This window comes from Streptomyces sp. NPDC043854, assembly GCF_056436005.1.
The window spans coordinates 81,390-104,376 of sequence record NZ_JBWKDK010000022.1 but is presented as its reverse complement, the minus strand read 5'-3'; the positions used below and the strand labels follow the sequence as shown (position 1 = coordinate 104,376).

Annotated in this window: 19 protein-coding genes and 1 tRNA gene; 18 read left to right on the top strand and 2 right to left on the bottom strand. The window is 72.6% G+C overall.

Annotated features, from left to right (window positions below):
* Positions 1 to 91: 91 nt before the first annotated feature.
* The 10 genes from AC068A_RS21145 to AC068A_RS21100 all read left to right on the top strand — a co-directional run bounded on the left by AC068A_RS21145 (position 92) and on the right by AC068A_RS21100 (position 15,985).
* Entirely contained in the window at positions 92 to 532 is a 441-nt protein-coding gene (locus AC068A_RS21145; protein ID WP_478587014.1) for an ATP-binding protein, read from the top strand.
* Between the two features lie 268 nt (positions 533 to 800).
* Entirely contained in the window at positions 801 to 3,206 is a 2,406-nt protein-coding gene (locus AC068A_RS21140) for a sodium-translocating pyrophosphatase (RefSeq protein ID WP_478587012.1), read from the top strand.
* Between the two features lie 145 nt (positions 3,207 to 3,351).
* Complete coding sequence (locus AC068A_RS21135; RefSeq protein ID WP_478587010.1) at positions 3,352 to 3,909, top strand: small secreted protein; 558 nt, start codon at positions 3,352 to 3,354, stop codon at positions 3,907 to 3,909.
* A 67-nt stretch (positions 3,910 to 3,976) separates the two neighbouring features.
* Positions 3,977 to 5,500, top strand: coding sequence for a DUF7059 domain-containing protein (locus AC068A_RS21130; RefSeq protein WP_478587008.1), 1,524 nt, complete (start codon positions 3,977 to 3,979; stop codon positions 5,498 to 5,500).
* A 229-nt stretch (positions 5,501 to 5,729) separates the two neighbouring features.
* Positions 5,730 to 5,927, top strand: coding sequence for a hypothetical protein (locus AC068A_RS21125; RefSeq protein WP_385675918.1), 198 nt, complete (start codon positions 5,730 to 5,732; stop codon positions 5,925 to 5,927).
* 481 nt (positions 5,928 to 6,408) lie between these two features.
* Entirely contained in the window at positions 6,409 to 9,258 is a 2,850-nt protein-coding gene (gene topA, locus AC068A_RS21120; protein WP_478587006.1) for a type I DNA topoisomerase, read from the top strand.
* Between the two features lie 143 nt (positions 9,259 to 9,401).
* Positions 9,402 to 12,713: a dTMP kinase gene (tmk, locus tag AC068A_RS21115; protein ID WP_478587004.1), complete on the top strand. Its 3,312-nt coding sequence runs from the start codon at positions 9,402 to 9,404 to the stop codon at positions 12,711 to 12,713.
* 93 nt (positions 12,714 to 12,806) lie between these two features.
* A complete protein-coding gene (locus AC068A_RS21110) occupies positions 12,807 to 14,018 on the top strand; it encodes a DNA polymerase III subunit delta' (protein ID WP_478587002.1) in 1,212 nt (403 codons plus the stop codon).
* Between the two features lie 226 nt (positions 14,019 to 14,244).
* Positions 14,245 to 15,813, top strand: a complete 1,569-nt coding sequence (locus AC068A_RS21105; protein ID WP_478587000.1) for an alpha/beta hydrolase — start codon at positions 14,245 to 14,247, stop codon at positions 15,811 to 15,813.
* Between the two features lie 95 nt (positions 15,814 to 15,908).
* Positions 15,909 to 15,985 (top strand) — tRNA-Thr (locus AC068A_RS21100).
* Positions 15,986 to 16,066: 81 nt separating this feature from the next.
* Here AC068A_RS21100 and AC068A_RS21095 read toward each other — a convergent pair.
* Together AC068A_RS21095 and AC068A_RS21090 are read right to left on the bottom strand one after the other, a co-directional pair.
* Entirely contained in the window at positions 16,067 to 17,380 is a 1,314-nt protein-coding gene (locus AC068A_RS21095) for a tyrosine-type recombinase/integrase (protein WP_478586998.1), read from the bottom strand.
* The gene (locus tag AC068A_RS21090) at positions 17,377 to 18,060 is read right to left on the bottom strand and encodes a hypothetical protein (protein ID WP_478586997.1); all 684 of its coding nucleotides are present in this window, start codon (positions 18,058 to 18,060) and stop codon (positions 17,377 to 17,379) included. Before AC068A_RS21090 ends, AC068A_RS21095 begins: the two co-directional genes overlap by 4 nt.
* A gap of 104 nt (positions 18,061 to 18,164) precedes the next feature.
* On the opposite strand from AC068A_RS21090, the gene AC068A_RS21085 reads away from it, so the two are divergent.
* The 8 genes from AC068A_RS21085 (at position 18,165) to AC068A_RS21050 (ending at position 22,984) form a co-directional block, all read left to right on the top strand.
* Positions 18,165 to 18,401 carry a helix-turn-helix domain-containing protein gene (locus AC068A_RS21085; RefSeq protein ID WP_478586995.1) on the top strand — a complete coding sequence of 79 codons (237 nt, stop codon included), beginning with the start codon at positions 18,165 to 18,167 and terminating at the stop codon, positions 18,399 to 18,401.
* A gap of 47 nt (positions 18,402 to 18,448) precedes the next feature.
* The gene (locus AC068A_RS21080; protein ID WP_478586993.1) at positions 18,449 to 18,808 is read left to right on the top strand and encodes a hypothetical protein; all 360 of its coding nucleotides are present in this window, start codon (positions 18,449 to 18,451) and stop codon (positions 18,806 to 18,808) included.
* Positions 18,805 to 19,086, top strand: a complete 282-nt coding sequence (locus AC068A_RS21075) for a hypothetical protein (RefSeq protein ID WP_478586991.1) — start codon at positions 18,805 to 18,807, stop codon at positions 19,084 to 19,086. Before AC068A_RS21080 ends, AC068A_RS21075 begins: the two co-directional genes overlap by 4 nt.
* A complete protein-coding gene (locus tag AC068A_RS21070; protein ID WP_478586989.1) occupies positions 19,083 to 21,122 on the top strand; it encodes an AAA family ATPase in 2,040 nt (679 codons plus the stop codon). The genes AC068A_RS21075 and AC068A_RS21070 overlap by 4 nt, the downstream gene beginning before the upstream one ends.
* 72 nt (positions 21,123 to 21,194) lie before the next feature.
* Positions 21,195 to 21,431, top strand: a complete 237-nt coding sequence (locus tag AC068A_RS21065; protein WP_478586988.1) for a hypothetical protein — start codon at positions 21,195 to 21,197, stop codon at positions 21,429 to 21,431.
* Between the two features lie 65 nt (positions 21,432 to 21,496).
* Positions 21,497 to 21,877: a hypothetical protein gene (locus tag AC068A_RS21060; protein WP_478586987.1), complete on the top strand. Its 381-nt coding sequence runs from the start codon at positions 21,497 to 21,499 to the stop codon at positions 21,875 to 21,877.
* Complete coding sequence (locus AC068A_RS21055; protein ID WP_478586985.1) at positions 21,861 to 22,265, top strand: hypothetical protein; 405 nt, start codon at positions 21,861 to 21,863, stop codon at positions 22,263 to 22,265. The genes AC068A_RS21060 and AC068A_RS21055 overlap by 17 nt, the downstream gene beginning before the upstream one ends.
* Positions 22,265 to 22,984, top strand: coding sequence for a hypothetical protein (locus AC068A_RS21050; RefSeq protein ID WP_478586983.1), 720 nt, complete (start codon positions 22,265 to 22,267; stop codon positions 22,982 to 22,984). Before AC068A_RS21055 ends, AC068A_RS21050 begins: the two co-directional genes overlap by 1 nt.
* Positions 22,985 to 22,987: the final 3 nt, after the last annotated feature.

The window sequence follows — 22,987 nt, the reverse complement described above, 5'->3', positions numbered from 1 at the left end:
CGCCCGGGGAGGGAGCCGAAGAGCAGCGGGGGCGCGGGCCGTGGGCGGTCCGGGCCCCTGTAAGGCACGCCCGTAGTCCGAGGGGGACGCAATGGCCACCGTTGAACTGCGCTTCAGCGCCCAGCCCGAGCACGTCCGGACGGCCCGCCTGGTCGCGGCCGCCGTGGCACGGCGGGCCGGCGTGGAGGAGGCCGTGCTCGACGAGGTCCGCCTCGCGGTGGGCGAGGCCTGCTCGCGCGCCGTGGGCCTGCACCTCAGCAACGGGCTCACCGCGCCCGTACGGGTGGTCCTGACCGAGGAGGAGAAGCTGTTCTCCATCGAGGTCGGCGACGAGGTCCCCGGGCCGGGCGGCGGGCCGGGAGACACCGTGCCCGGGCTCGACGCCGCCCTGGACCCGGATGCGGACACCGAGGACGAGATGGGGCTCGCGGTGATCAGCGGGCTCGTCGACGACGTCGAGGTGACGACCAGTGAGCGGGGCGGAACCATCCGGATGAGCTGGCCCGTTTCGGCGAACCCCGAACTCTCCTAGGCCGTGTAGCCCCTCCTGCCCGGCGTATTATTCGATCTTATTCAAGGCCCTGCTGAGCAGGGCCTTTTTCGTGCCCGCAGGAAATTCCTAGATCGATGACCACGGGTCAATGCCTTTGCCCCATTACCTCTTTCGGGGGTAATGGAGTGGCGCGATCTATTGGTGGGGGGCGAGAGCAGGCCAATTCCGTTTCCTGCGCACTGTTTTGCTCGGGACCGGCTCCCTACAATCCGTCCACATCTTGAGCTCATCACGTCAAGGAGGACGAATGACGGGGCTCTTCACCCCTGAAGCGCCGGACGGCACAGCCGATCTGGCCGCCGCGGTACTCACCGATGACAATCGGCTCATCGTGATGGTGATCGCGGCCGTGGCAATTGCCGCACTCGTCGTCGCGCAGATCCTGGTCCGCCAGGTTCTCTCCGCCGACGAGGGAACCGACAGCATGAAGAAGATCGCCGCCGCCGTACAGGAAGGCGCCAACGCCTACCTGGGCCGGCAGCTGCGCACCCTCGGCATCTTCGCCGTCGTCGTGTTCTTCCTGCTGTTCCTGCTTCCCGCCGACGACTGGGCGCAGCGCGCGGGACGCTCCGCCTTCTTCCTCGTGGGCGCGCTCTTCTCGGCGACTACCGGCTACATCGGCATGCGCCTCGCGGTCCGCGCCAACGTCCGCGTCGCCGCCGCCGCCCGCGAGGCCACCCCCGCCGAGGGGGAGCCCGCCAAGGACCTCACCGACGTCTCCCACAAGGCCATGCGGATCGCGTTCCGCACCGGCGGGGTCGTCGGCATGTTCACCGTCGGCCTCGGCCTCCTCGGCGCCTCCTGCGTCGTCCTGGTCTACGCGGCCGACGCCCCGAAGGTCCTGGAGGGCTTCGGCCTCGGCGCCGCGCTGATCGCGATGTTCATGCGTGTCGGCGGCGGCATCTTCACCAAGGCCGCCGACGTCGGCGCCGACCTGGTCGGCAAGGTCGAGCAGGGCATTCCGGAGGACGACCCGCGCAATGCCGCGACCATCGCCGACAACGTGGGCGACAACGTCGGCGACTGCGCCGGTATGGCGGCCGACCTCTTCGAGTCGTACGCCGTCACCCTCGTGGCCGCCCTCATCCTCGGCAAGGCAGCCTTCGGCGACCTGGGCCTGGCCTTCCCGCTCATCGTTCCCGCCATTGGCGTCGTCACCGCGATGATCGGCATCTTCGCGGTCTCCCCGCGCCGTTCCGACCGCAGCGGCATGACCGCCATCAACCGCGGCTTCTTCATCTCCGCCGTGATCTCCCTGGTGTTCGTCGCCATCGCCGTCTACGCCTACCTGCCGGCCACCTACCAGGAGCTCGTCGGCGTCGAGAACACGGCGATCACCCAGCACTCCGGCGACCCGCGGGTCCTCGCCCTCGTCGCCGTCGCCATCGGCATCGTGCTCGCCGCCCTGATCCAGCAGCTCACGGGCTACTTCACCGAGACCACCCGCCGTCCCGTCCGGGACATCGGCAAGTCCGCGCTGACCGGCCCCGCCACGGTCGTCCTCGCCGGCATCTCCGTCGGCCTGGAGTCCGCCGTCTACACGGCGCTGCTCATCGGGCTCGGCGTCTACGGGGCCTTCCTGCTCGGCGGCACCTCGATCATGCTCGCGCTCTTCGCGGTGGCCCTGGCCGGCACCGGCCTGCTCACCACCGTCGGCGTGATCGTCGCCATGGACACCTTCGGGCCCGTTTCCGACAACGCCCAGGGCATCGCCGAGATGTCCGGCGACGTCGAGGGCGCCGGCGCCCAGGTCCTCACCGACCTCGACGCCGTCGGCAACACCACCAAGGCCATCACCAAGGGCATCGCCATCGCCACGGCCGTGCTCGCCGCCGCCGCCCTGTTCGGCTCGTACAACGACGCCATCTCCACCGCGGTGAGGGAGGTCGGAGCCAAGGCCGGGGAGATGAACCTCAGCCTCGACATCGCCCAGCCCAACAACCTCGTCGGGCTGGTCCTGGGCGCGGCGGTGGTGTTCCTGTTCTCCGGCCTCGCCATCAACGCGGTGTCCCGCTCCGCGGGCGCCGTGGTCTACGAGGTGCGCCGCCAGTTCCGCGAGCGCCCCGGAATCATGGACTACACCGAGAAGCCCGAGTACGGCCGCGTCGTGGACATCTGCACCAAGGACGCACTGCGCGAGCTCGCCACCCCCGGCCTGCTCGCCGTCATGGCGCCCATCGCGGTCGGCTTCGTCCTCGGCGTCGGCGCGCTCGGCGCGTACCTCGCGGGCGCCATCGGCTGCGGCACGCTGATGGCCGTCTTCCTCGCCAACTCCGGCGGTGCGTGGGACAACGCCAAGAAGCTCGTCGAGGACGGCCGCCACGGCGGCAAGGGCAGCGAGGCCCACGCCGCGACGGTCATCGGCGACACGGTCGGCGACCCGTTCAAGGACACCGCCGGCCCCGCGATCAACCCGCTGCTCAAGGTCATGAACCTGGTGGCGCTGCTGATCGCGCCGGCCGTCGTGCAGTTCAGCTACGGCGTCGACAGCAGCCCGACCGTCCGCGCGATCGTCGCGGTCATCGCCATCACCGTGATCGTCGCCGCCGTGTACGTCTCCAAGCGGCGCGACATCGCGGTCGGCGACGGGGGCGACGGCACGGGAACCGAGCGGGTGGCGCAGCAGCCGGCCGACCCCGCGGTCGTGTCCTGACACGGCGGGTCTCCCCGAGGGACCGAAGGCACGTCCGAACGGCGGGCGGGCGGCGCGGACTGACGCGCCGTCCGCCCGCCGTTCTGCGTGGCCGGAAGGGGGCCGTGTATCTTCCGGGCCGAGAGCCTGCGAAGGGACCAATCCGGTGAACAAGAAGCTTGCGTCCGCGGTGTCCGGCGGTGCGGTACTGATGCTCGTGCTGTCCGGGTGCGGCGGCGACGACGGCAACGAGAAGGCCAACGCGTGGGCCAAGAAGGTCTGCGACAAGTGGTCGCCCGAGCTGAAGAAGATCGAGACGGCCAACGCCGACATGAAGCGCGTGTCCAGCGCGACCACCAAGCCGGACGAGGTGCAGAAGACCGACTCCGCGGCCTTCCAGGCCCAGTCCGATGCGTACAAGGCGATGAGCGCCGCGGTGTCGTCGGCGGGGGCCCCGCCGACCAAGGACGGCCAGGCGACCCAGACCGCTGCGGTCCAGGGCTTCGACGCCGCGTCCAAGGCCTACGCGGACCTGAAGGCGAAGATCGACGCGCTGGACCCCAAGGACCAGAACAAGTTCGCCGACGGCCTCAGCCAGCTCTCGGCCGGCATCGCGGAAGCCAACAAGGGCAGCAAGGAGGCCTACGACAAGCTCACCGCGGGCGGCCTGGACAGCGCGATCAACAGCCAGAAGGGCTGCAAGGTCACGGCGCCCGCCAAGTGAGCCCCGGCGGCCGCGCCGTGGCCCGTGCGGCACACGGATCCGCGCCGTCAGCCGACACAATGGACGGGTGAGTACCACCAACCTTCCCGCGCCCGACCGCGCCGCCGAACTCCGCGCCGCCCTGCTCGCCGCCGGCTTCACCGCCGACGGCCTGCTGGAGCTGCTCGGCGCCCCCGCCTACGCCGCGCTGGCCCGCAGCGAGACGGTCCCCGCCCTGCGCGCCACCCGAAGCCGCGGCACCGGCCCGCTCGCGAGCCTGGTGCGGCTGTTCCTGCTCCAGCAGCCGGAGCCGTACGCGCACGCGGCGCAGGCGCTGCCCGTCGAGGCGGCGCTGGCCGACGGCTGGCTGCGCCGGGGGGAGGCCGCCGACGGCGAGGACACGGTGCTCGCCACCGTCGACATCCGCCCGTACGGGGGCCCGGACGGCGAGGACTGGTTCATCGTCTCCGACCTCGGCTGCGCGGTCGGCGGGGCCGGCGGGATCGGCAGCCGTGACGAGGGCGTGGTCCTCGGTGTCGGCGGCGCCTCCACCACGCTGGCCGGGATCACCGTGCGCACCCCGGTCGCCGGCGCCCTCGACCTCGGCACCGGCTCCGGCATCCAGGCCCTGCACGCCGCCCGGCACGCCACCCGGGTCACCGCCACCGACGTCAACCCGCGGGCCCTGGACATCACCCGGCTGACGCTGGCGCTGTCCGGGGCCCCGGAGGCCGAACTGCTCCTCGGGTCGCTGTTCGAGCCGGTCGGCGAGGCGACATACGACCTGATCGTCTCCAACCCGCCGTTCGTGATCTCCCCCGGCGCGCGGCTGACGTACCGGGACGGCGGCATGGGCGGCGACGACCTGTGCCGGACCCTGGTCCAGCAGGCGGGCGCCCACCTCAACCCGGGCGGGTACGCCCAGTTGCTCGGCAACTGGCAGCACGTGGAGGGAGAGGACTGGCGCGACCGGGTCCGCTCCTGGGTGCCGCGCGGCTGCGACGCGTGGATCGTGCAGCGTGACGTGCAGGACGTCACGCAGTACGCGGAGCTGTGGCTGCGCGACGCGGGGGACCACCGCACCGAACCCGCCGAGTACGCACGCCGGTACGAGGACTGGCTCGACGAGTTCGAGGCCCGCAAGACCAAGGCGGTCGGCTTCGGCTGGATCACCCTGCGCCGCAGCGACGCGGCCGAGCCGTCGATCGTGGTCGAGGAATGGCCGCACACGGTGGAACAGCCGCTCGGCGACGCCGTCCTCGCCCACTTCGCCCGCCAGGACTACCTGCGCGAGCACGATGACGCGGCCCTGCTGGACGCCCGCTTCGTCCTGGTCGACGAGGTCGTTCAGGAGCAGGTCGGCGCGCCCGGGGCGGAGGACCCGGAGCACGTCGTGCTGCGGCAGAACCGCGGCATGCGGCGCGCCACCACGGTGGACACGGTCGGGGCGGGCTTCGCCGGCGTGTGCGACGGCTCGCTCAGCGCGGGCCGGATCCTGGACGCGATCGCGCAGCTGGTGCAGGAGGACCCGGTCGCGCTCCGGGACCGGACGCCCGAGGCGATCCGGATGCTGGTCGGGCAGGGCTTCCTGGAGCCGGTCGTCGACCGCTGACCCGGTCCGGCCCCGCCGCCACCCCCGCCCGCCTCCGTCCCCGCCCCCGCCCCCGCCGCCCGGTGCCGGTGCCGCAGCTGTGATGTAACCCGCGGTTCGCCCGCCGTTCTCCCGCGGCTGGCAGGCTCCCGGGTACGAGGTCGGCCGGCGGGGACCCCGGGGTGCCGGGGGGATTCCGGGGGAGCCCGAGAGCGGCGCGGCCTGTGGCCCGGTGACAAGGGAGAACGGCATGGAACGCGGTCCGGCGATCTTCGCGGCGGCCGTGTTCCTGCTGTTCGGGACGGCTCTGCTGGCCTGGACGGGGGCGCGTGCCCGCGGTGGCGCGCCGGTGGCCGAGGGCGTGCGCCCGGCTGTGGCCGTACCGCTGGCCCTGCTCGGCGGCGCGACGGCGGTGGCCCTCGGCGTGTGGTGCCTCACGCGGCTCTGAAGCCGCGGGATTCGGGAAACCCTCGAGATCGGGCGGATCCGGGAGAATCGGGGAGATCCGGAAGATCCGGAAGATCCGGGGAGCCGGGGGATCCAGGAGATCCAGGAGATCCGGGAGGTCCGCGAACAGATCCGCGAGTGGGTCCGCGGGCGGATCCGTGAGCCCGCCTCCGCCCGCCTCCGCCGGGATTCCGCCCCGGCCGCCGCGGCGAATGCCGACCGATTCGCGCCGATGCCGGCCGACGGAGGAAACCGGACGTCAGGCGGGGTGCGGGCGCGCGGCCAGACGGCCCCCTGGCCACTCGGGCCAGTGATCGGGACGGGTCCGGCGGGGTATCCGGGCGGCAGGAATGGCACTTGTCGGGTTACCGTTCGAGTGGCCGTTGCGGGCTTGTGCCGTTTGACACGGGGGCGGGTTGTACCGTCACACTCCGCAGCGTCGCCGTACTGCGACCGAGTGCCGACCGGAGAGAAGAGCCAAGTTGTCCCCGACTAGCGAGACCGCACAGGGCGGCCGCCGACTTGTCATCGTCGAGTCCCCTGCCAAGGCGAAGACGATCAAGGGCTACCTCGGCCCGGGATACGTCGTCGAGGCGAGCGTCGGGCACATCCGCGACCTCCCGAACGGCGCCGCCGAGGTCCCCGACAAGTACACGGGCGAGGTCCGCCGCCTCGGCGTGGACGTCGAGCACGACTTCCAGCCGATCTACGTCGTCAACGCGGACAAGAGGGCGCAGGTCAAGAAGCTCAAGGAGCTGCTGGCCGAGTCCGACGAGCTCTTCCTCGCCACCGATGAGGACCGCGAGGGCGAGGCCATCGCGTGGCACCTCCAGGAGGTCCTCAAGCCCAAGGTCCCCGTCCACCGGATGGTCTTCCACGAGATCACCAAGGACGCGATCCGCGAGGCCGTCGAGAACCCGCGCGAGCTGAACCAGCGCATGGTCGACGCCCAGGAGACCCGCCGCATCCTCGACCGCCTCTACGGCTACGAGGTCTCGCCGGTCCTGTGGAAGAAGGTCATGCCGAAGCTGTCGGCGGGCCGCGTGCAGTCCGTCGCCACCCGCCTCGTCGTCGAGCGCGAGCGCGAGCGCATCGCCTTCCGCTCCGCCGAGTACTGGGACCTGACCGGAACCTTCGCCACGGGCCGGGCCGGCGACCCCTCCGACCCCTCGACGCTCGTCGCGCGCCTGAACACCGTCGACGGCAGGCGCGTCGCGCAGGGCCGCGACTTCGGCGCGAACGGTCAGCTGAAGAACGGGGTGCTGCACCTCGACGAGGCGAACGCGCGGGCCCTGGCCGCCGCGCTCGCGGACAGCTCGTTCGCCGTCCGCTCGGTCGAGTCCAAGCCGTACCGCCGCTCCCCGTACGCGCCCTTCCGTACGACGACGCTCCAGCAGGAGGCCTCGCGCAAGCTGGGCCTCGGGGCCAAGGCGTGCATGCAGGTCGCGCAGAAGCTGTACGAGAACGGCTTCATCACCTATATGCGTACGGACTCCACGACGCTCTCGGACACGGCCGTCGCGGCCGCCCGCGCGCAGGTCACGCAGCTCTACGGGGCCGACTACCTGCCGGAGAAGGCCCGCGTCTACGCCGGCAAGGTCAAGAACGCGCAGGAGGCGCACGAGGCGATTCGCCCTTCGGGTGATCGTTTCCGCACGCCCGCCGAGACCGGCCTGACCGGCGACCAGTTCCGCCTGTACGAGCTGATCTGGAAGCGGACCGTCGCCTCCCAGATGAAGGACGCGACCGGCAACTCGGTCACCGTCAAGATCGGCGGCGTGGCCGCCGACGGCCGGGACGCCGAGTTCACCGCCTCCGGCAAGACGATCACCTTCCACGGCTTCATGAAGGCGTACGTCGAGGGTGCGGACGACCCGAACGCCGAGCTCGACGACCGCGAGCGGCGCCTCCCGCAGGTCGCGGAGGGCGACGCGCTGGCCGCCGAGGAGATCACGGCGGACGGCCACGCGACCAAGCCGCCGGCCCGCTACACCGAGGCCTCGCTGGTCAAGGAGCTGGAGGAGCGGGAGATCGGCCGCCCGTCGACGTACGCGTCGATCATCGGCACGATCCTGGACCGCGGCTACGTCTTCAAGAAGGGCACGGCGCTCGTGCCGTCCTTCCTGTCGTTCGCCGTGGTCAACCTCCTGGAGAAGCACTTCGGCCGGCTCGTCGACTACGACTTCACGGCGAAGATGGAGGACGACCTCGACCGCATCGCCCGCGGCGAGGCCCAGGCCGTGCCGTGGCTGAAGCGGTTCTACTTCGGTGCGGAGGGCGACGCCGTGCAGGCCGGCCCGGCCGACGGCGACCACCTCGGCGGCCTGAAGGAGCTGGTCACGGACCTGGGCGCGATCGACGCCCGGGAAATCTCCTCCTTCCCCGTCGGCGAGGGCATCGTGCTGCGCGTCGGCCGGTACGGGCCGTACGTGGAGCGGGGCGAGAAGGACGCCGAGGGCCACCAGCGGGCGGACGTCCCGGGCGACCTGGCTCCGGACGAGCTGACGGTCGGGTACGCGGAGGAGCTCTTCGCCAAGCCGAGCGGCGAGTTCCACCTCGGCCAGGACCCGGTCAGCGGGAACGAGATCGTGGCGAAGGACGGCCGGTACGGCCCGTACGTGACGGAGATCCTGCCCGAAGGCACGCCGAAGACGGGCAAGAACGCGGTGAAGCCGCGGACGGCGTCCCTCTTCAAGTCGATGTCGCTGGACACGGTGACCCTGGACGACGCGCTGAAGCTGATGTCGCTGCCGCGGGTCGTGGGCGCCGACGCCGAGGGCGTGGAGATCACGGCGCAGAACGGCCGCTACGGCCCGTACCTGAAGAAGGGCACGGACAGCCGCTCCCTCGAGACCGAGGACCAGCTCTTCACGATCACGCTGGACGAGGCGCTGGCGATCTACGCGCAGCCGAAGCAGCGGGGCCGCGCAGCGGCCAAGCCGCCGCTGAAGGAGCTGGGCACGGACCCGGTCAGCGAGCGCCCGGTGGTGGTGAAGGACGGCCGGTTCGGCCCGTACGTGACGGACGGCGAGACGAACGCGACGCTGCGGCGGGACGACGACGTCGAGACGATCACGCCGGAGCGGGGCTACGAGCTGCTCGCGGAGAAGCGGGCGAAGGGTCCGGCCAAGAAGACGACGGCGAAGAAGACCGCGGCCAAGAAGACGACGGCGAAGAAGACGACGACGGCGGCGGCAGCGAAGAAGACGGCCGCCAAGAAGACGGCGGCCAAGACGACGGCGGCGGCCAAGACGACGGCGGCGAAGAAGACGGCGGCGGCGAAGAAGACGGCGGCGAAGAAGACGGCCGCCACCCCGCCCACGGAGTCCTGACCCAGCTCCCGCGCCCCGGCAGGGGCGCGGGAGCTGCCCGAGCAACCCGGGCGGCCCGCATCCGGCCCACAACGGTGCGGCCCCCGCCCCGGGGTTGTCCACAGCCTTCCGCACCCGCCGAGCGCAGCGGATAGGCTGGGCGGATGACGCGAGCCGAGCAGCCGACTGGCGTGACCGCCCCCCCGAACCCCTCCTACGACGAAGCCCTCGCCGCGGATTCCCGCGAGCGGGCGCTGCGTGCCCTGCTGCGCACCCCCAGGCTGCGCCGTCTGTGGAGCGCCCAGCTCGTCAGCGGCATCGGCGATGCCCTCGCCCTGCTGGTCCTGGTCGTGCTCGCCTTCCAGGCGGCCGTCTCCCAGGGCACCTTCGGCACCGGTACCGGCTACCGGGGCTGGGCCCTGGCCGTCGCCGCCGTCTTCGGGGTCCGGATCCTCGCCACCCTGCTGTTCGGCGCGGTCCTGCTCGGCCCGCTCGCCAAGCTCACCGCCGCCGGCGGCAGGCTGGACCGCCGCTGGACGATGGCCGCGGCGGACGGGATCCGGATCGCCCTGTTCGTCGTCGCCCCGCTCTGGCTCGACTGGATCCCGGCGCACGCGCTGACCGCGCTGCTGGCCACCGTCTTCGTGGCCGGCGCCGCCGAGCGGCTGTGGACCCTGGCCAAGGAGAGTGCCGCTCCCGCCCTGCTGCCCGAGCCGCCGCCGGAGGGGGCGACCGTACGGCCGCTGCCCGACCACCTCGACGCCCTGCGCCGGCTGACGCTGCGCACGACGTTCGCCGTGATGCCCGCCGCCGCGGGCGCGCTGCTCGCCGCGACGCTGATCGGCAAGGTCCTCGGCCTCGGCGTGGACTGGTTCGCCGCCAACCAGGCCGCGCTCGGTTCGTACGTGGCCGCCGGCCTGTTCGCCGCGTCGCTGTCGCTGCTGCTGCCCCTGGTCCTGCCCGCCGAGAAGACGCCGCGCCCGCGGTCCCCGCTGGAGGGCCTGCGGGCCCCGAAGGCGGGGGACCGGCCCGACAAGGGCCGCACCGGGGCGATCCCGCTGCTCGTCCTGGCCTGCGCCGCGGTCGCCGGGGCGGTGGCCTGCGCCGCCGCCGTGGCCGTGCTGCACGCCTTCGACCTGGGCGGCGGCCCGGCCACCTTCGCCCTGCTCGTGCTGGCCCTGCTCGGCGGCACCGGCGCCGGCATCCGCGCCACCCAGGCCGGCAAGGTGCTGCCCACCCTGTCCCGCCGCCGGCTGCTGGCCCTCGCGATCGCCGTGGCCGGCACCGCGCTCCTGCTGACCGGCCTGGTCACGGACATGGCGACCGTGGTGTTCCTGTCGCTGCTCGCCGGCCTCGCCGCGGGCGTGGCCGCCAACACCGGGCACACCCTGCTCGACCAGGAGAGCGAGGAGTTCCGCCGGGCCCGGGTCGCCGAGCACCTTCAGGCCGTCGTCCGGGTGGCGGTGGCGCTCGGCGCCGTCCTCGGCCCCGTCGTGGCCGCCGGGATCGGCCCGCACCGACTGGCCTTCGCGGGCCTCGTCTTCGCGTACGGCGGCGCCGCGTACACCCTGATGATCGTCGGCGCCCTGCTGCTGCCGGCCGCCGTCGTGGTGCTCGCCAAGGCCGACGACCGCGCCGGCGTACCGCTGCGCCGCGACCTGCGCGAGGCGCTGCGCGGCGGGGAGCCCGACCAGGCGCCGGCCGGCACCGGCTTCTTCATCGCCCTGGAGGGCGGCGACGGCGCCGGCAAGTCCACGCAGGTCCAGGCCCTGGCCGAGTGGATCCGCGGCAAGGGCCACGAGGTCGTCGTGACGCGCGAGCCGGGCGCCACCCCGATCGGCAAGCGGCTGCGCGCGATCCTCCTCGACGTCTCCTCGGCCGGGCTGTCCCACCGCGCCGAGGCCCTGCTGTACGCCGCGGACCGGGCCGAGCACGTGGACTCGGTGGTCCGCCCCGCCCTGGCGCGCGGCGCGGTCGTCATCTCCGACCGCTACATCGACTCCTCGGTCGCCTACCAGGGCGCCGGCCGCGACCTGTCGCCGACCGAGATCGCCCGGATCTCGCGCTGGGCGACCGACGGGCTCGTACCGAACCTGACCGTGCTGCTCGACGTGTCGCCGGAGACCGCGCGGGAGCGGTTCACGGAGGCGCCCGACCGGCTGGAGTCGGAGCCCGCGGAGTTCCACCAGCGGGTCCGCTCCGGCTTCCTGACCCTCGCCGCCGCCGACCCCGGTCGCTACCTGGTGGTCGACGCCGGGCAGGATCCGGAGTCGGTCGCCACCGTCGTCCGGCACCGGCTGGACCGCATGCTGCCGCTGTCGGAGGCCGAGCGGGCCGCCCGGGCCGAGGCCCGGCGCCGGGCCGAGGAGGAGGCCCGCCGCAAGGCCGAGGAAGAGGCGGCGCGCAAGGCGGAGGAGGAGCGGCTGCGGGCCGAGGAGGAGGCCCGCAGGGCCCGGGAGGCCGAGGAGGCCCGGCGCAAGGCCGAGGCCGAGGCCGCAGAGGCCCGCCGGATCGCCGAGGAGGAGGCCGCCCGCCGGGCGGAGGAGGAGCGGCTGCGCGCCGAGGAGGAGGCCCGTGCCCGGGCCGAGGCCGAGCGGCGCCGCGCGGAGGCCGAGGAGAAGGCCCGCGCGGCGGAGCAGGAGCGGCTGCGCCGGGAGGCGGAGGAGGAGGCCCGGCTGCGCGCCGAGGCCGAGGAACGGCGCCGGGAGAAGCAGCGGCGGGCCGAGGAGGCCCTGCTGAAGGCCGAGGAGGCGCGCCGGCAGGCGGAGGCCCAGGCGGCGGCAGCCGCCGCGGCCGCAGCCGCCCGGGCTCCGCAGTCCCCGGCCGCGCCCGGCCCCAAGGTGTCCATGAGCAAGGAGCCGCACCCGGACGACGCGGTGACGGTCGAGACCCCGATGGTCGGGACCCCGCCGGTCGGGACCCCGCCGGTCGGGACCCCGCACGTCAGGCCCCCGGTGGACAAGCGGGTGGTCCGGCCGGACGACGTGACCCAGACCGTGCCGGTGCCGAAGGCCGACCCGGCGGCGGAGACCTCCGTGCTGCCCGCCGTCGACGCGTCCGGAGCCGCGGACCAGACGGCCGTACTGCCGCCCGTACGCCCGTCCGGTACATCCGGCACGTCCGGCTCGGACTCCCGCAAGGGCGGGCAGGGCGGGTCGGACGACCAGGCGTCCGCGTCCTCCGGGCAGCAGGCGTACTCCGCCGTGCGGCCCACGGCCCGGCGCCCCCAGGAGGACCCGGCCGACCGGGTGCCGCCGGGCATCTTCCGGGACTCCGGCGACGACGTGACCCGCGAGCTCCCGCTCCTCGACGACGGGGGCCGCCCGGACGGGGGCCGCACGGGCCGGCCGCGCCCCTCCTGGGCCGAGGAGACCCCGCTGGACGACCTGCCGACCCTGGCGGACGAACTGCTGGGCCCCCACCGGGACGGCGAGGACGGCGAGGACGGCGAGGACGGCCCGCGCCGCCGCCCCTGACGGGGATGCCGCCGGCGACGGGGATTGTCGGCGGCAGGCCCCACACTGGGTACGCGGTACGAGCAGGACGGCACGTGGAAGGCGGTGGGCGGGATGCCCGTGTGGGACGAGCTGGTGGGCCAGGAGCGGGTGCAGGCGCAGCTGGCCGCCGCGGCCCGTGACGCCGACGCCCTGGTGACCGCGGTCGACGCCGGGCAGGAGCCGCCCCCCGCGTCGAAGATGACCCATGCGTGGCTGTTCACCGGCCCGCCCGGCTCCGGGCGGGCCACCGCCGCCCGCGCCTTCGCGGCCGCCCTGCAGTGCACCAGCCCCGACCGCGCCCTCGGCGGCGAGCCGGGCTGCGGGTTCTGCGACGGCTGCCACACCACCATGGTCGGCACGCACGCCGATGTGGAGGCCGTCCGTACGGATCTGCTGTCCATCGGCGTCAAGGAGACCCGCGACCTGGTCCGCCGGGCGCAGCTGTCCCCGGCCGTGGGCCGCTGGCAGGTCATCGTCCTGGAGGACGCCGACCGGCTGACCGAGGGTGCGGCCAACGTGCTCCTCAAGGCCGTGGAGGAGCCCGCCCCGCGCACGGTGTGGCTGCTGTGCGCGCCCTCGATGGAGGACGTGCTGCCCACCATCCGCTCCCGCTGCCGACTGCTGACCCTGCGTACCCCGTCCGTGACCGCCGTCGCCGACCTGCTGGTACGGCGCGACGGCATCGAGCCCGCCGTCGCCGCGTTCGCCGCGCGCGCCACGCAGGGGCACATCGACCGGGCCCGCCGGCTCGCCCAGGACGAGGGTGCCCGGGCCCGGCGCGCCACCGTGCTGAAGCTCCCGCTCCGGGTGGACGACGTGGGGGGCTGCCTCAAGGCCGCCCAGGAACTCGTCGACGCCGCCGCCGAGGACGCCAAGCTGCTCGCGGAGGAGGTCGACGCCAAGGAGACCGAGGAGCTGAAGGCCGCGCTCGGCGCCGGGGCCGGCACGAGCGGGCGGCTGCCGCGCGGCACGGCGGGCGTGATGAAGGAGCTGGAGGACCGGCAGAAGCGCCGCCGCACCCGTACCCAGCGTGACAGCCTCGACCTGGCGCTGACCGACCTCACCGGCTTCTACCGGGACGTGCTGGCCCTTCAGCTCGGCTCCGCGCTGGCCATCGCGAACGAGGACCTCCGCGCGGACCTCGACCGGGTCGCGCGCGTCGGCGGCCCCGAGCGCACCCTGCGCCGGATCGAGGCGATCAGCGCCTGCCGCGAGGCCCTCGACCGCAACGTGGCCCCGCTCCTCGCGGTCGAGGCGATGACGATGGCCCTCCGCGCCGGCTGACACCCCGGTGGACACCCCGGCGGACACACCGGGCCTCGCCGGGGACCACCCTGGCGGACACACCCGTTGACCGTTCACCCGTACGGGCGACTCGGCGGGGCCGGGGCACGCACGGCCGGGCCTGCCGGGCCGGGGCGGCAGCGGCGGCGCACGGCGAGCCGCCTCCCAGGCCGCCCGCCCCCGGGCCCGCCCGGCCGACGGCCCTCACACGACGTAGGCTCCGGGGATGGACACCAGTCGCCTGCTGCGCACCACCGGAACCGTGATCGCAGCCGCCGGGCTGCTGCTCTCCGGGTGCACCTCGGACGGTTCGGCGGGCTCCCGGGCCGCCGCGTCCGCCACCCGGGGCGCCGTGGCGTCGGCCCAGCCGTCCGCCGTGCCGGCCGCCCTGCACCCGTACTACGAGCAGAAGCTGAGCTGGCGCGACTGCGGTGTCCCCGGCTTCCAGTGCGCCACCATGAAGGCCCCGCTGGACTACGCCCGCCCCGACTCCGGCCAGGACGTCGAGATCGCGGTGGCCCGCCGCCCCGCCACCGGGCCGGGCAAGCGGCTCGGCTCGCTCGTGGTCAACCCCGGCGGCCCCGGCGGCTCCGGCATCGGCTACCTCCAGGCGTACGCGGGCATCGGCTACCCGGCGGCGGTCCGCGCCCGGTACGACATGGTCTCCTTCGACCCGCGCGGGGTGGACCGCAGCAGCCCGGTCGAATGCCTGACCGGCCCGGCCATGGACGCGTACACGCAGGTCGACCAGACCCCCGACGACGCCGCGGAGCAGGCCGCGCTGGTGGCGTCGTTCAAGGAGTTCGCGGCCGGCTGCCAGGAGCGCTCGCGGCGGATCCTGCCCCACGTCTCCACCGTCGACGCCGCCCGCGACATGGACATGCTCCGCGCGGTGCTGGGCGACGAGAAGCTGGCGTACGTCGGCGCCTCGTACGGCACCTTCCTCGGGGCGACGTACGCGGACCTCTTCCCCGGCCGGGTCGGCCGGCTGGTCCTGGACGGCGCCATGGACCCCTCCCGCTCCGCCCTCGACATGAACCGGGACCAGACCGAGGGCTTCGAGACGGCGTTCCGCTCCTTCGCCAAGGACTGCGCCAAGCAGCCCGACTGCCGGCTCGGAAAGGGCAGCCCAGAGGCGATCGCCGAACGCCTTGCCGCCTTCTTCCGGACGCTCGACGCCAAGCCGGTGCCCAGCGGCGACCCGGACCGCCCGCTGGGCGAGTCCCTCGCCACGACCGGGGTGATCGCCGCGCTGTACGACGAGAGCGCCTGGCCGCAGCTGCGCGAGGCGCTCGCGAAGGCGATGGACGGCGACGGCGCCGGCCTCCTCGGCCTCGCCGACAGCTACTACGAGCGCGAGGCGGACGGCAAGTACGCCAACCTGATGTACGCCAACGCCGCCGTGAACTGCCTCGACCAGCCTGCGGCCTTCTCCGGCCCCGACGCGGTCGTCGCGGCCCTCCCCTCCTTCCGGAAGGCGTCCCCGGTCTTCGGCACGGGCCTGGCCTGGGCCTCGCTGAACTGCACGTACTGGCCGGTCAAGGCCACCGGCGCGGCCCGGCCGCTGACGGCGAAGGGGGCCCCGCCGATCGTCGTGGTCGGCACTGTCCGCGACCCGGCCACCCCGTACAAGTGGGCGCAGTCCCTGGCGGGCCAGCTCGACTCGGGCGTCCTCCTCACGTACGACGGCGACGGCCACACGGCCTACGGCCGCGGCAGCACCTGCATCGACAACGCCGTGAACGCCTACCTCCTGGAGGGCAAGCCCCCCGCGAACGGCAAAAAGTGCACCTGACGATCACGTGGTTCGGGGCACCCTGTTCGAGCCTGTAGACTAGGCGCCGCTGCTGATGAGCGAACCCCTCCGGGGAACACTTGTCTACCAGCGGTGCCGCCTTAGCTCAGTTGGCCAGAGCAACGCACTCGTAATGCGTAGGTCTCGGGTTCGAATCCCGAAGGCGGCTCCACTTGTGACCAGCGGTTTCCTTTGGGAAGCCGCTGGTCTGCGTTTGGGGCAGTTGCAGTCCCCGTTGCGATAGAACGGATGTTCACCCCCACAAGGCGTCCCCCATCCGCTTCGCGGCGTCATTCGCGAGCGCCGACCCAACGTGCGTGTACCGCTGGGTCATTCGCATGGAGGAGTGCCCGAGGATCTCCATCACGACCCTGGGACTGACGCCCGACTCGATCAGCAACGTTCCCGCCGTGTGGCGTCCGTCGTGCACGCGGGCGTCCCGGATCCCGGCTGTCTGAAGGATGTCCTTCCACTCCTCCCAGTCCATCCGCGGGTCGATCGGCCGGCCGTTCTCCTGGCAGAACACGAGGTCGTGCTCCTCCCAGAGCTGGCCGGCACCGAGGCGCTCCTCGAGCTGTGCCTTGCGGTGCGCCCGCAGGATCGGTACCAACGGCGGCGGGATCGGGGCGAGGCGCTTGTTCTTCCCCTTCGGCTCCCGGAAGACGAGACCGCCCCCCGTACGCTGCGGGCAGACCTTGGCGTGAGCCTTGCAGTCCTTCGGGCAGGGCCGCGGGCACCCGTTCTTCAGCTTCGCGTGCTGCTTGCAGCTGGCCTTGCACCCCTTGCGGTGGTGGTTGGCGCCGCAGGCGTGGGCGTCCTCGCAGCCGTGCTGCCAGGTGAGGCGCTGGAGCTGCCACCAGATCTTCATTACGCCCCGGTCGAGGTCCACGTACTTCCAGCGCAGCCCTAGAGCCTCGCCCTGACGCAGCCCCTCGGCCAATGCGACCGACCAGCGGGCGCCGTTCCGCCGGCGGCCAGCCTCGGCGAGCACGGCTTTCGCCTCGGTCTGGTTGAGCGGGTCGATCTCGACCTCAGCGGCGGACGGTGGTTCCACGAGGGTGGCGACGTTGCGGTGAACGAGGTCCCGTTGCATCGCCACCTTCAGCGCGCGGGCGATGATCCGGTGCGTCTTCAGTACGGTCCCGGACGACAGGTCACGTCGGAGCATGTCCAGGTACATGGCGTCCAGGTGCTCCGGGGCGAGCTTGTCAACGCGGTGTTTTCCGATCCCGGGGAACAGGTACAGCCGGCACTTCGACCGGTAGTCGTCCAGCGTCCGTGGGGCCATCGTCCCGTCGGCGACCTTCCGCGCGCACGCAGTGTCCATCCACGTGGTGAGCCACTGCTCGACGGTCGGCGGCCGGCCGGCCTTGCGGGTCTTCCCGGCGTCCCGGAGCTTCTCCAGCTCCTTCACCTTCGCCCGCACGCCCGCCTCATCCGGACCCTGGCGGTGGCGACGGTCCGGGGCGCCGTTCGGCTTCACTCCGACGGTTACCCATCCGTGCCACTTCCCGTCGGCCTCGGAGAAGTAGACCGAGGACTCGCCGTTACTCCGGCGGCCGCTCATCCGGCCCGTCCGGGGCGGCCGGGCGCCAAGTGTCCACGCTGGCGGGCGTTGACGATCCAGCGACGGACGGTGGCCACCGGGGCGCCCGTCTCTTGCGCGATCGAGGCGGCGGGGGCCGTTTCACCGGACGCCACGAGCCATCGGTACGTGTCTGCGAGTTGGCGAAGGAAGTCGTCCGTGATTCGGCCGTCGGGACGAGTCAGCGCCGGAGGCTTGGCGCCAGGGTCGGGCCGGTCGTCCTGAAGAATCACCATGTGGTTCTCCAGCGTGGGGTGTTCGGAATCGAGCGCGGCCAGTTGTTCGGCGGTGCCGAAGTGTTCTTCCAGGGCGCGAAGGTCGATCAGATCACGCTCCGCCGGGGCGCGCAGTGCGTCGCGAACCGGATTCCACTGGCTTACCCCGCCGAGGAGCCCGCGGGTGTTATTGGCGATCCGCTCGACATCCTGGAAAGGAACCTCGCGCCACACGTGGGTGCTCACCGGTGCGGCGCTGTCCATTAGAACGGTGTGCACGTTCAAGCGCTGCTGAGGGCCGGTTTCGGTGCCCTGTAGGCGCATGTAGACCGTGGTCGAGTCTGCCGGCCGTGATGCGCGCACCCATCCGCCGGGGGCGAAGGCGAGGCGCCAGTCAGTGAGCTCCTGCATGCGCCCCAGCATGGCAGTGAACAGGGTGGTGCGCAACCGGGCTGAACAACCTGGACGCCCTTGCATGGCCTCGGGTGGCCCTGTACGGTGAGGTGAACAGCCTGGACGGTTGGTCGTCCAGGTCTCTCATGGGAGCACGCATGACTCGGATCCTGTATCCGGTCGCGGAGGTGGCCCAGCAACTGGGCATCGGCCTCACGACCGCCAAGGCGCTCATCGCCTCCGGCCAGCTGCGCAGCATCAAGATCGGCCACTCGCGCCGCGTCCCGGCGGAGGCCCTGCACGCCTTCGTCCGTCGGCTCGACGCCGAGCAGAACGGCGACAGCGCCGGGGTTGCCGCCCCGGCGCTGTCCGAGAACACCCCTGTCACGTCCTGAAACGCCAAAGGCCGGGGTTGCCGCCCCGGCCATCGGATGGAGTCCTCATGACCCACGTTACCGCTGCGCTCCCCGTCCTCGCGAGCACGGAACTGGACATCTTCGACGCCGACCAACGCACCCGGATTCCGGCCGCCAGCGGAATCGCCGCAACAACGCCGGCCGCGGTTGCGAATCCCTTCACGGATGAGGTCGGCGTCCAGGCGTGCCGCAGGGCCGACCTGCCGCCCCTCACCTCTCGCGCGGTCCGTGTCCTCGGAGAGCTCCACGAGCTGAAGAAGGGCATGCCGCCGAACTTCTGCGAGTTCCTCAACATCGCCGCTGCGGAGATCTGGCAGGCGGGTGACTCCGCCGCCGTCCTGGACGAAGTCCTTCGCATCATGACCACGGCCAAGGCCGGCCAGTGACCACCCGCACCCCCGACCGGACCCCTGGCGCCCACGCGGCGCCGGGGGCACCCGGCGCGTCCCGCGGCCGCTGGCCGGCCTGCCCGTACTCCGACGCTGTCCTCATCCGAGCGCGTGCCGAGCGGGCCCGCCGCGTACTGACCCTCGGCTCCATCCGAGCCGACCTCGAAGACCAGCCGTCCGCGTACGCCGTCCGCGCCGCCGCACGCCGCTGGGTCGCCGATCTCCTCGCTCTGGCCGAGGACATCGCGGCGAAGAAGACGGAGAATGCACGTTGACCACGCACGTCCCCGCGCCGCCGGAGGTGGCAGACACCCCGCTCGCCGGGGCGCTCTGGCTCGCTGAGCGACAGTTCACGGTGTTCGCCGCCGATCACCCCGGGCTCAGTCGGTGCGCCGGCATCGGCCGCGGACACGACCCGACCACCTGCACCGACCGCGGCAAGCACCCGGCAGAGCAATTCACCAGGACCACCCTGCGCGACGCACAGCAACTGCACCGCCTGTTCGGCGCTGCCCCGCGCAACGTCGGCGTCTACGTCGGCGGCTGCACGGGCCCCAACGGCGAACAGCTCCTCGTCATGGACAGCGACCGGCCCGGCGCCCTGGAGGACACCGCCACCACCCTCGGGCATCCTCACACGCCCACGATGCGGGTCCACACGGCCAAGGGCCACCACGACTACTACTGGGCGCCGGCCGGGGTGCGCCTCGGCAACGGACTCGGCGCGCTGAAGGGCCAGTTTGACGGCGACGTACGCGCCGGACACGCCTACGTCATCGGCCCCGGGTCGGTCCACGCCACCGGCGTGGTCTACGCCCTGGAGAACCCCGAGCAGGCGCCAGCAGCCGCGCCCACGTGGCTGCTGGAGGCACTCGCCGCGCGAACCTCGGCTCCAGTCGCCCCAGCCACGCATCTCGTCATCCCGGGTGACCGCCACGACGCGTACACCCGACGGGTGGTGGAGGCGGAGTGCGACGCGATCACCCGGGCGCCGAACGGCGCGCAGAACAACGCAATCAACACGGCCGCGTTCAGTCTCGGCACCCTCGTCGGCACCGGGGCGCTCAGCGAGGACGAGGCGCGCGAGCATCTTCTCTCCGCAGCCCGCGCAGGCAACCACCCCGAGGGCCGCGCACTCGCCACCATCGAATCCGGCCTCCGCGCCGGCATGGCGCAGCCGCGGCATCCGTGGCCGCCCGTGGCCCGCGCGGACACCCGCAACGACTTCTCGCACCTGCTCGTGCCTGAGCCCCGTGGGACAGCCGTTGTCAAACCGGCAGAGAAGCCGGAGGAGCCGCCGAGCGCGAACCCCATGCAGGCACGCCTGGCAGAGCTGCGGGCCGCACTCGTGGACTCGGCAGGTCTCGACAATATCGCCGACCCCGTACCGCTCATCGACGGCGTCCTCTACATGGACTCCCTCGCCTGGCTCTACGGGAAGCCCGGCTCAGCCAAGTCGTTCGTCGCTCTCGACTGGGCCGGCTGCATCGGAAGCGGCCTGCCATGGCAGCTCCGAGGCGTCTCGCAGGGGCCCGTGCTCTACCTCGTCGCCGAGGGCGCTTCGGGCATCAGGAAGCGCGTCCGGGCGTGGGAGGAGGCGTTCCGCGTGCCCATGAAGGGCGTCAGGTTCCTGCCGATGGCCGTGCAGCTCCTCAACGGCATCGACCGCCAGGCCCTCGTCGCCCTCATCGCCGACATGAGGCCGGCCCTGGTCATCATCGACACGCAGGCCCGCGTGACCGTGGGTGCGGACGAAAACAGCAACGGCGAGATGTCCAAGGTCGTGGACGCCGCGGACCAGATCCGGCAGGCATGTGGAGCCTGCGTGCTGATGGTCCACCACTCCGGCAAGAACGGTCTGGACATGCGAGGCGCCAGCGCCTTCGAGGGCGCCGCCACCAGCATCATCAAGGTCACCAAGGACGGCGAGTACGTCGAGGTTCACAGCGACAAGCAGAAGGACGAGGACGCCTTCGAGACGGTGTGGCTACGGCTCACCCCGGTCGGGCAATCGGTCGTCCTCGTCGCCCGCAACACGACGCCCGGCGCGGCTGAGATGAACCGCACTGAGGAAGCCGTTCTCGGCGCGCTTCGGGACTCATTTGGGACTACGAGCGCCACCGGCCCCCAGATCTTCGAGATCGCAGGAGTCCCGAAGACAAGCTTCTACCGGGCTCTTAACGCGCTGGTCGCGCGCGGCGCAGTGCAGAACATCGGCACCCAGAACCGTCCCCGCTATGCCCTGCCGACGTCGTCAGCAGAAAACGCAGTCCCACTCAGTTCCAGCCGGTCCCACGGGACCGCCAGTTAGTCCCGTCCCGTCCCACCCCCCTATGGGGTGGGACGTGGAACTGGACCCGGAACACGAGACTCGGAGATCTGGATGAACATCACGCGCAGCACCTTCGTCGCCGGTGACCGCAACCTCATCGCCCGCATGGTCAGCACCTACCAATGCGGCCACTGCACCGGAGAAGTCGCCTACCTCGCCACCAACGGCGACACCGTGCACGCCGGTATCGAGCACGACGACGGATGCCCCGTCCTCACCAGCACCCTCCCCGCCGCACCCGACCTCATCCGCGCCGCTGGCATCCCCGACACCTTCCGCGCCCGCTGACCCGCGGTATCCGGTTCCCCGCCTCTCGCGCACAACGCGCGCGTACATGTACGAGGAGAGACGCCGTGCCCAACACCCCCGACAAACCCGGCCCGTACCCCGGCCGCGCCGAACTCGACTCGGCGAACGCCCGCTTCCGCCGCGCCGTGACCCGACTCCTGAAAGAGACCGTGCGCCACGACCCCGACCTCATGCCGGCCCTGTCCGGCATCGTCTCGGAGGCCGCCGAGCACCTGAACCGGCTGGCCGGTGACGCCGAGGCCGCGGAGTCCAGCAGCACCCGGAATCGCCGCGAGCTGGCCGCCGCCGAGGAGAAGCAGCGGCGCATCCTGCGAACTGCCGCACGGCGGGGAGATCCGCGCGCGGTGGCCCTGCTCGCCCGTCTGGAGGAGCGGCAGCGGCGCCGCGAGCAGCAGCAGGGGCAGCGCGGTGACGGCGCAGCCTAGACCGGCCGTCATCGCCGCCGGAGGGGTGTTCCTGCCCGCCGAGGTCTGCCACCCCCTATGGCTGGCCCTCCGCGCCCACCTGAACCGACACCGGGCGGACGGCGGCCAGGTCCGCCCCGAGGTGGCCGCCGCCCTGGATGCCCTCCGCGCGGCCGGCCTCGCCCACCTCATGTCCACCACAGGACAGCACGAACGGACACCTGCGGACATCCCTGCACCCTCGGAGCGTGGCCTGATCACTACCGAGGAGCTTGCCGGCCGCCTCGGGGTGACCGGCCGCCACGCCCGGCGCTTGGCCGCGGCCGAAGGAGTCACCTCCGCCGGCCGCGGCCTGTGGCACCCGGACGACGCCGAACACCTCGCCCGCTCCCGACGAAAGGCCGCCTGATGCCCCCCGAGCCGATGCCCACGCACGACCAGGACCCCGACATCGCCGCCGCGCGCCAGGCACAGACCGCCTACCTGGAGGCAGTCCAGGCAGCACGCTCCGACTGGCGCCTGTCCGACCTCGCCAAAGCCGAGGCCGTAGACACCGCGTACACCGCATACCTGGCCGACCTCCAAGGCGCATGGGACCGGATTCAGGACCGGCGCCGGAAGCGCCTGGAGTACCTGGAGACCCTCGTTCCCGTCGGTCCGGGCATCCCCGCCGACACCACCCCGGCCGACCGTGCCGTCCTCATGACCGCCTTCCGAGCCGCGTACGAGAAGGCCAGGGAGGCCGACCGTACGGCCAGGATCCGTATGCTTCAGGACGCTGAGCGGTTCGATGACGACGCCGCCCGCCGCGGAGCGCTCACCGCGATCCTGGAGAGCTCGGACTGGCACACCATTCGCCAGTGGGCGAACCAGCATCTGACCACGGCCGGCTACGTGGACGAAGTCGTATTTCTCCGCGCTGCCCTGGCGGGGATGTCGACAGATCCCACGGCGCGGATCGCCCAGCAGGCGTGCAGCCCGGTTCGGGCACCCGACGAGGTACGCCAGCTGCCCCGACTCCTGGCCCTGAGGGACACACAGCAGACCGGCGGCCAGGGGCCTTCCTCCGCTGTGCTGGCGCAACAGTTGAAGCGCGCACAGTTCGCGCAACTCGGCCGCCTAGCCTGACCA

Bases quoted from the DNA above. Each gene is read 5' to 3' on its own strand.
- AC068A_RS21065 (WP_478586988.1), top strand. From the start codon at position 21,195: ATGAACATCACGCGCAGCACCTTCGTCGCCGGTGACCGCAACCTCATC.
- AC068A_RS21105 (WP_478587000.1), top strand. From the start codon at position 14,245: ATGGACACCAGTCGCCTGCTGCGCACCACCGGAACCGTGATCGCAGCC.
- tmk (WP_478587004.1), top strand. From the start codon at position 9,402: ATGACGCGAGCCGAGCAGCCGACTGGCGTGACCGCCCCCCCGAACCCC.
- AC068A_RS21110 (WP_478587002.1), top strand. From the start codon at position 12,807: ATGCCCGTGTGGGACGAGCTGGTGGGCCAGGAGCGGGTGCAGGCGCAG.
- AC068A_RS21140 (WP_478587012.1), top strand. From the start codon at position 801: ATGACGGGGCTCTTCACCCCTGAAGCGCCGGACGGCACAGCCGATCTG.
- AC068A_RS21095 (WP_478586998.1), bottom strand. From the start codon at position 17,380: ATGAGCGGCCGCCGGAGTAACGGCGAGTCCTCGGTCTACTTCTCCGAG.
- AC068A_RS21145 (WP_478587014.1), top strand. From the start codon at position 92: ATGGCCACCGTTGAACTGCGCTTCAGCGCCCAGCCCGAGCACGTCCGG.
- AC068A_RS21080 (WP_478586993.1), top strand. From the start codon at position 18,449: ATGACCCACGTTACCGCTGCGCTCCCCGTCCTCGCGAGCACGGAACTG.
- AC068A_RS21085 (WP_478586995.1), top strand. From the start codon at position 18,165: ATGACTCGGATCCTGTATCCGGTCGCGGAGGTGGCCCAGCAACTGGGC.
- AC068A_RS21050 (WP_478586983.1), top strand. From the start codon at position 22,265: ATGCCCCCCGAGCCGATGCCCACGCACGACCAGGACCCCGACATCGCC.
- AC068A_RS21125 (WP_385675918.1), top strand. From the start codon at position 5,730: ATGGAACGCGGTCCGGCGATCTTCGCGGCGGCCGTGTTCCTGCTGTTC.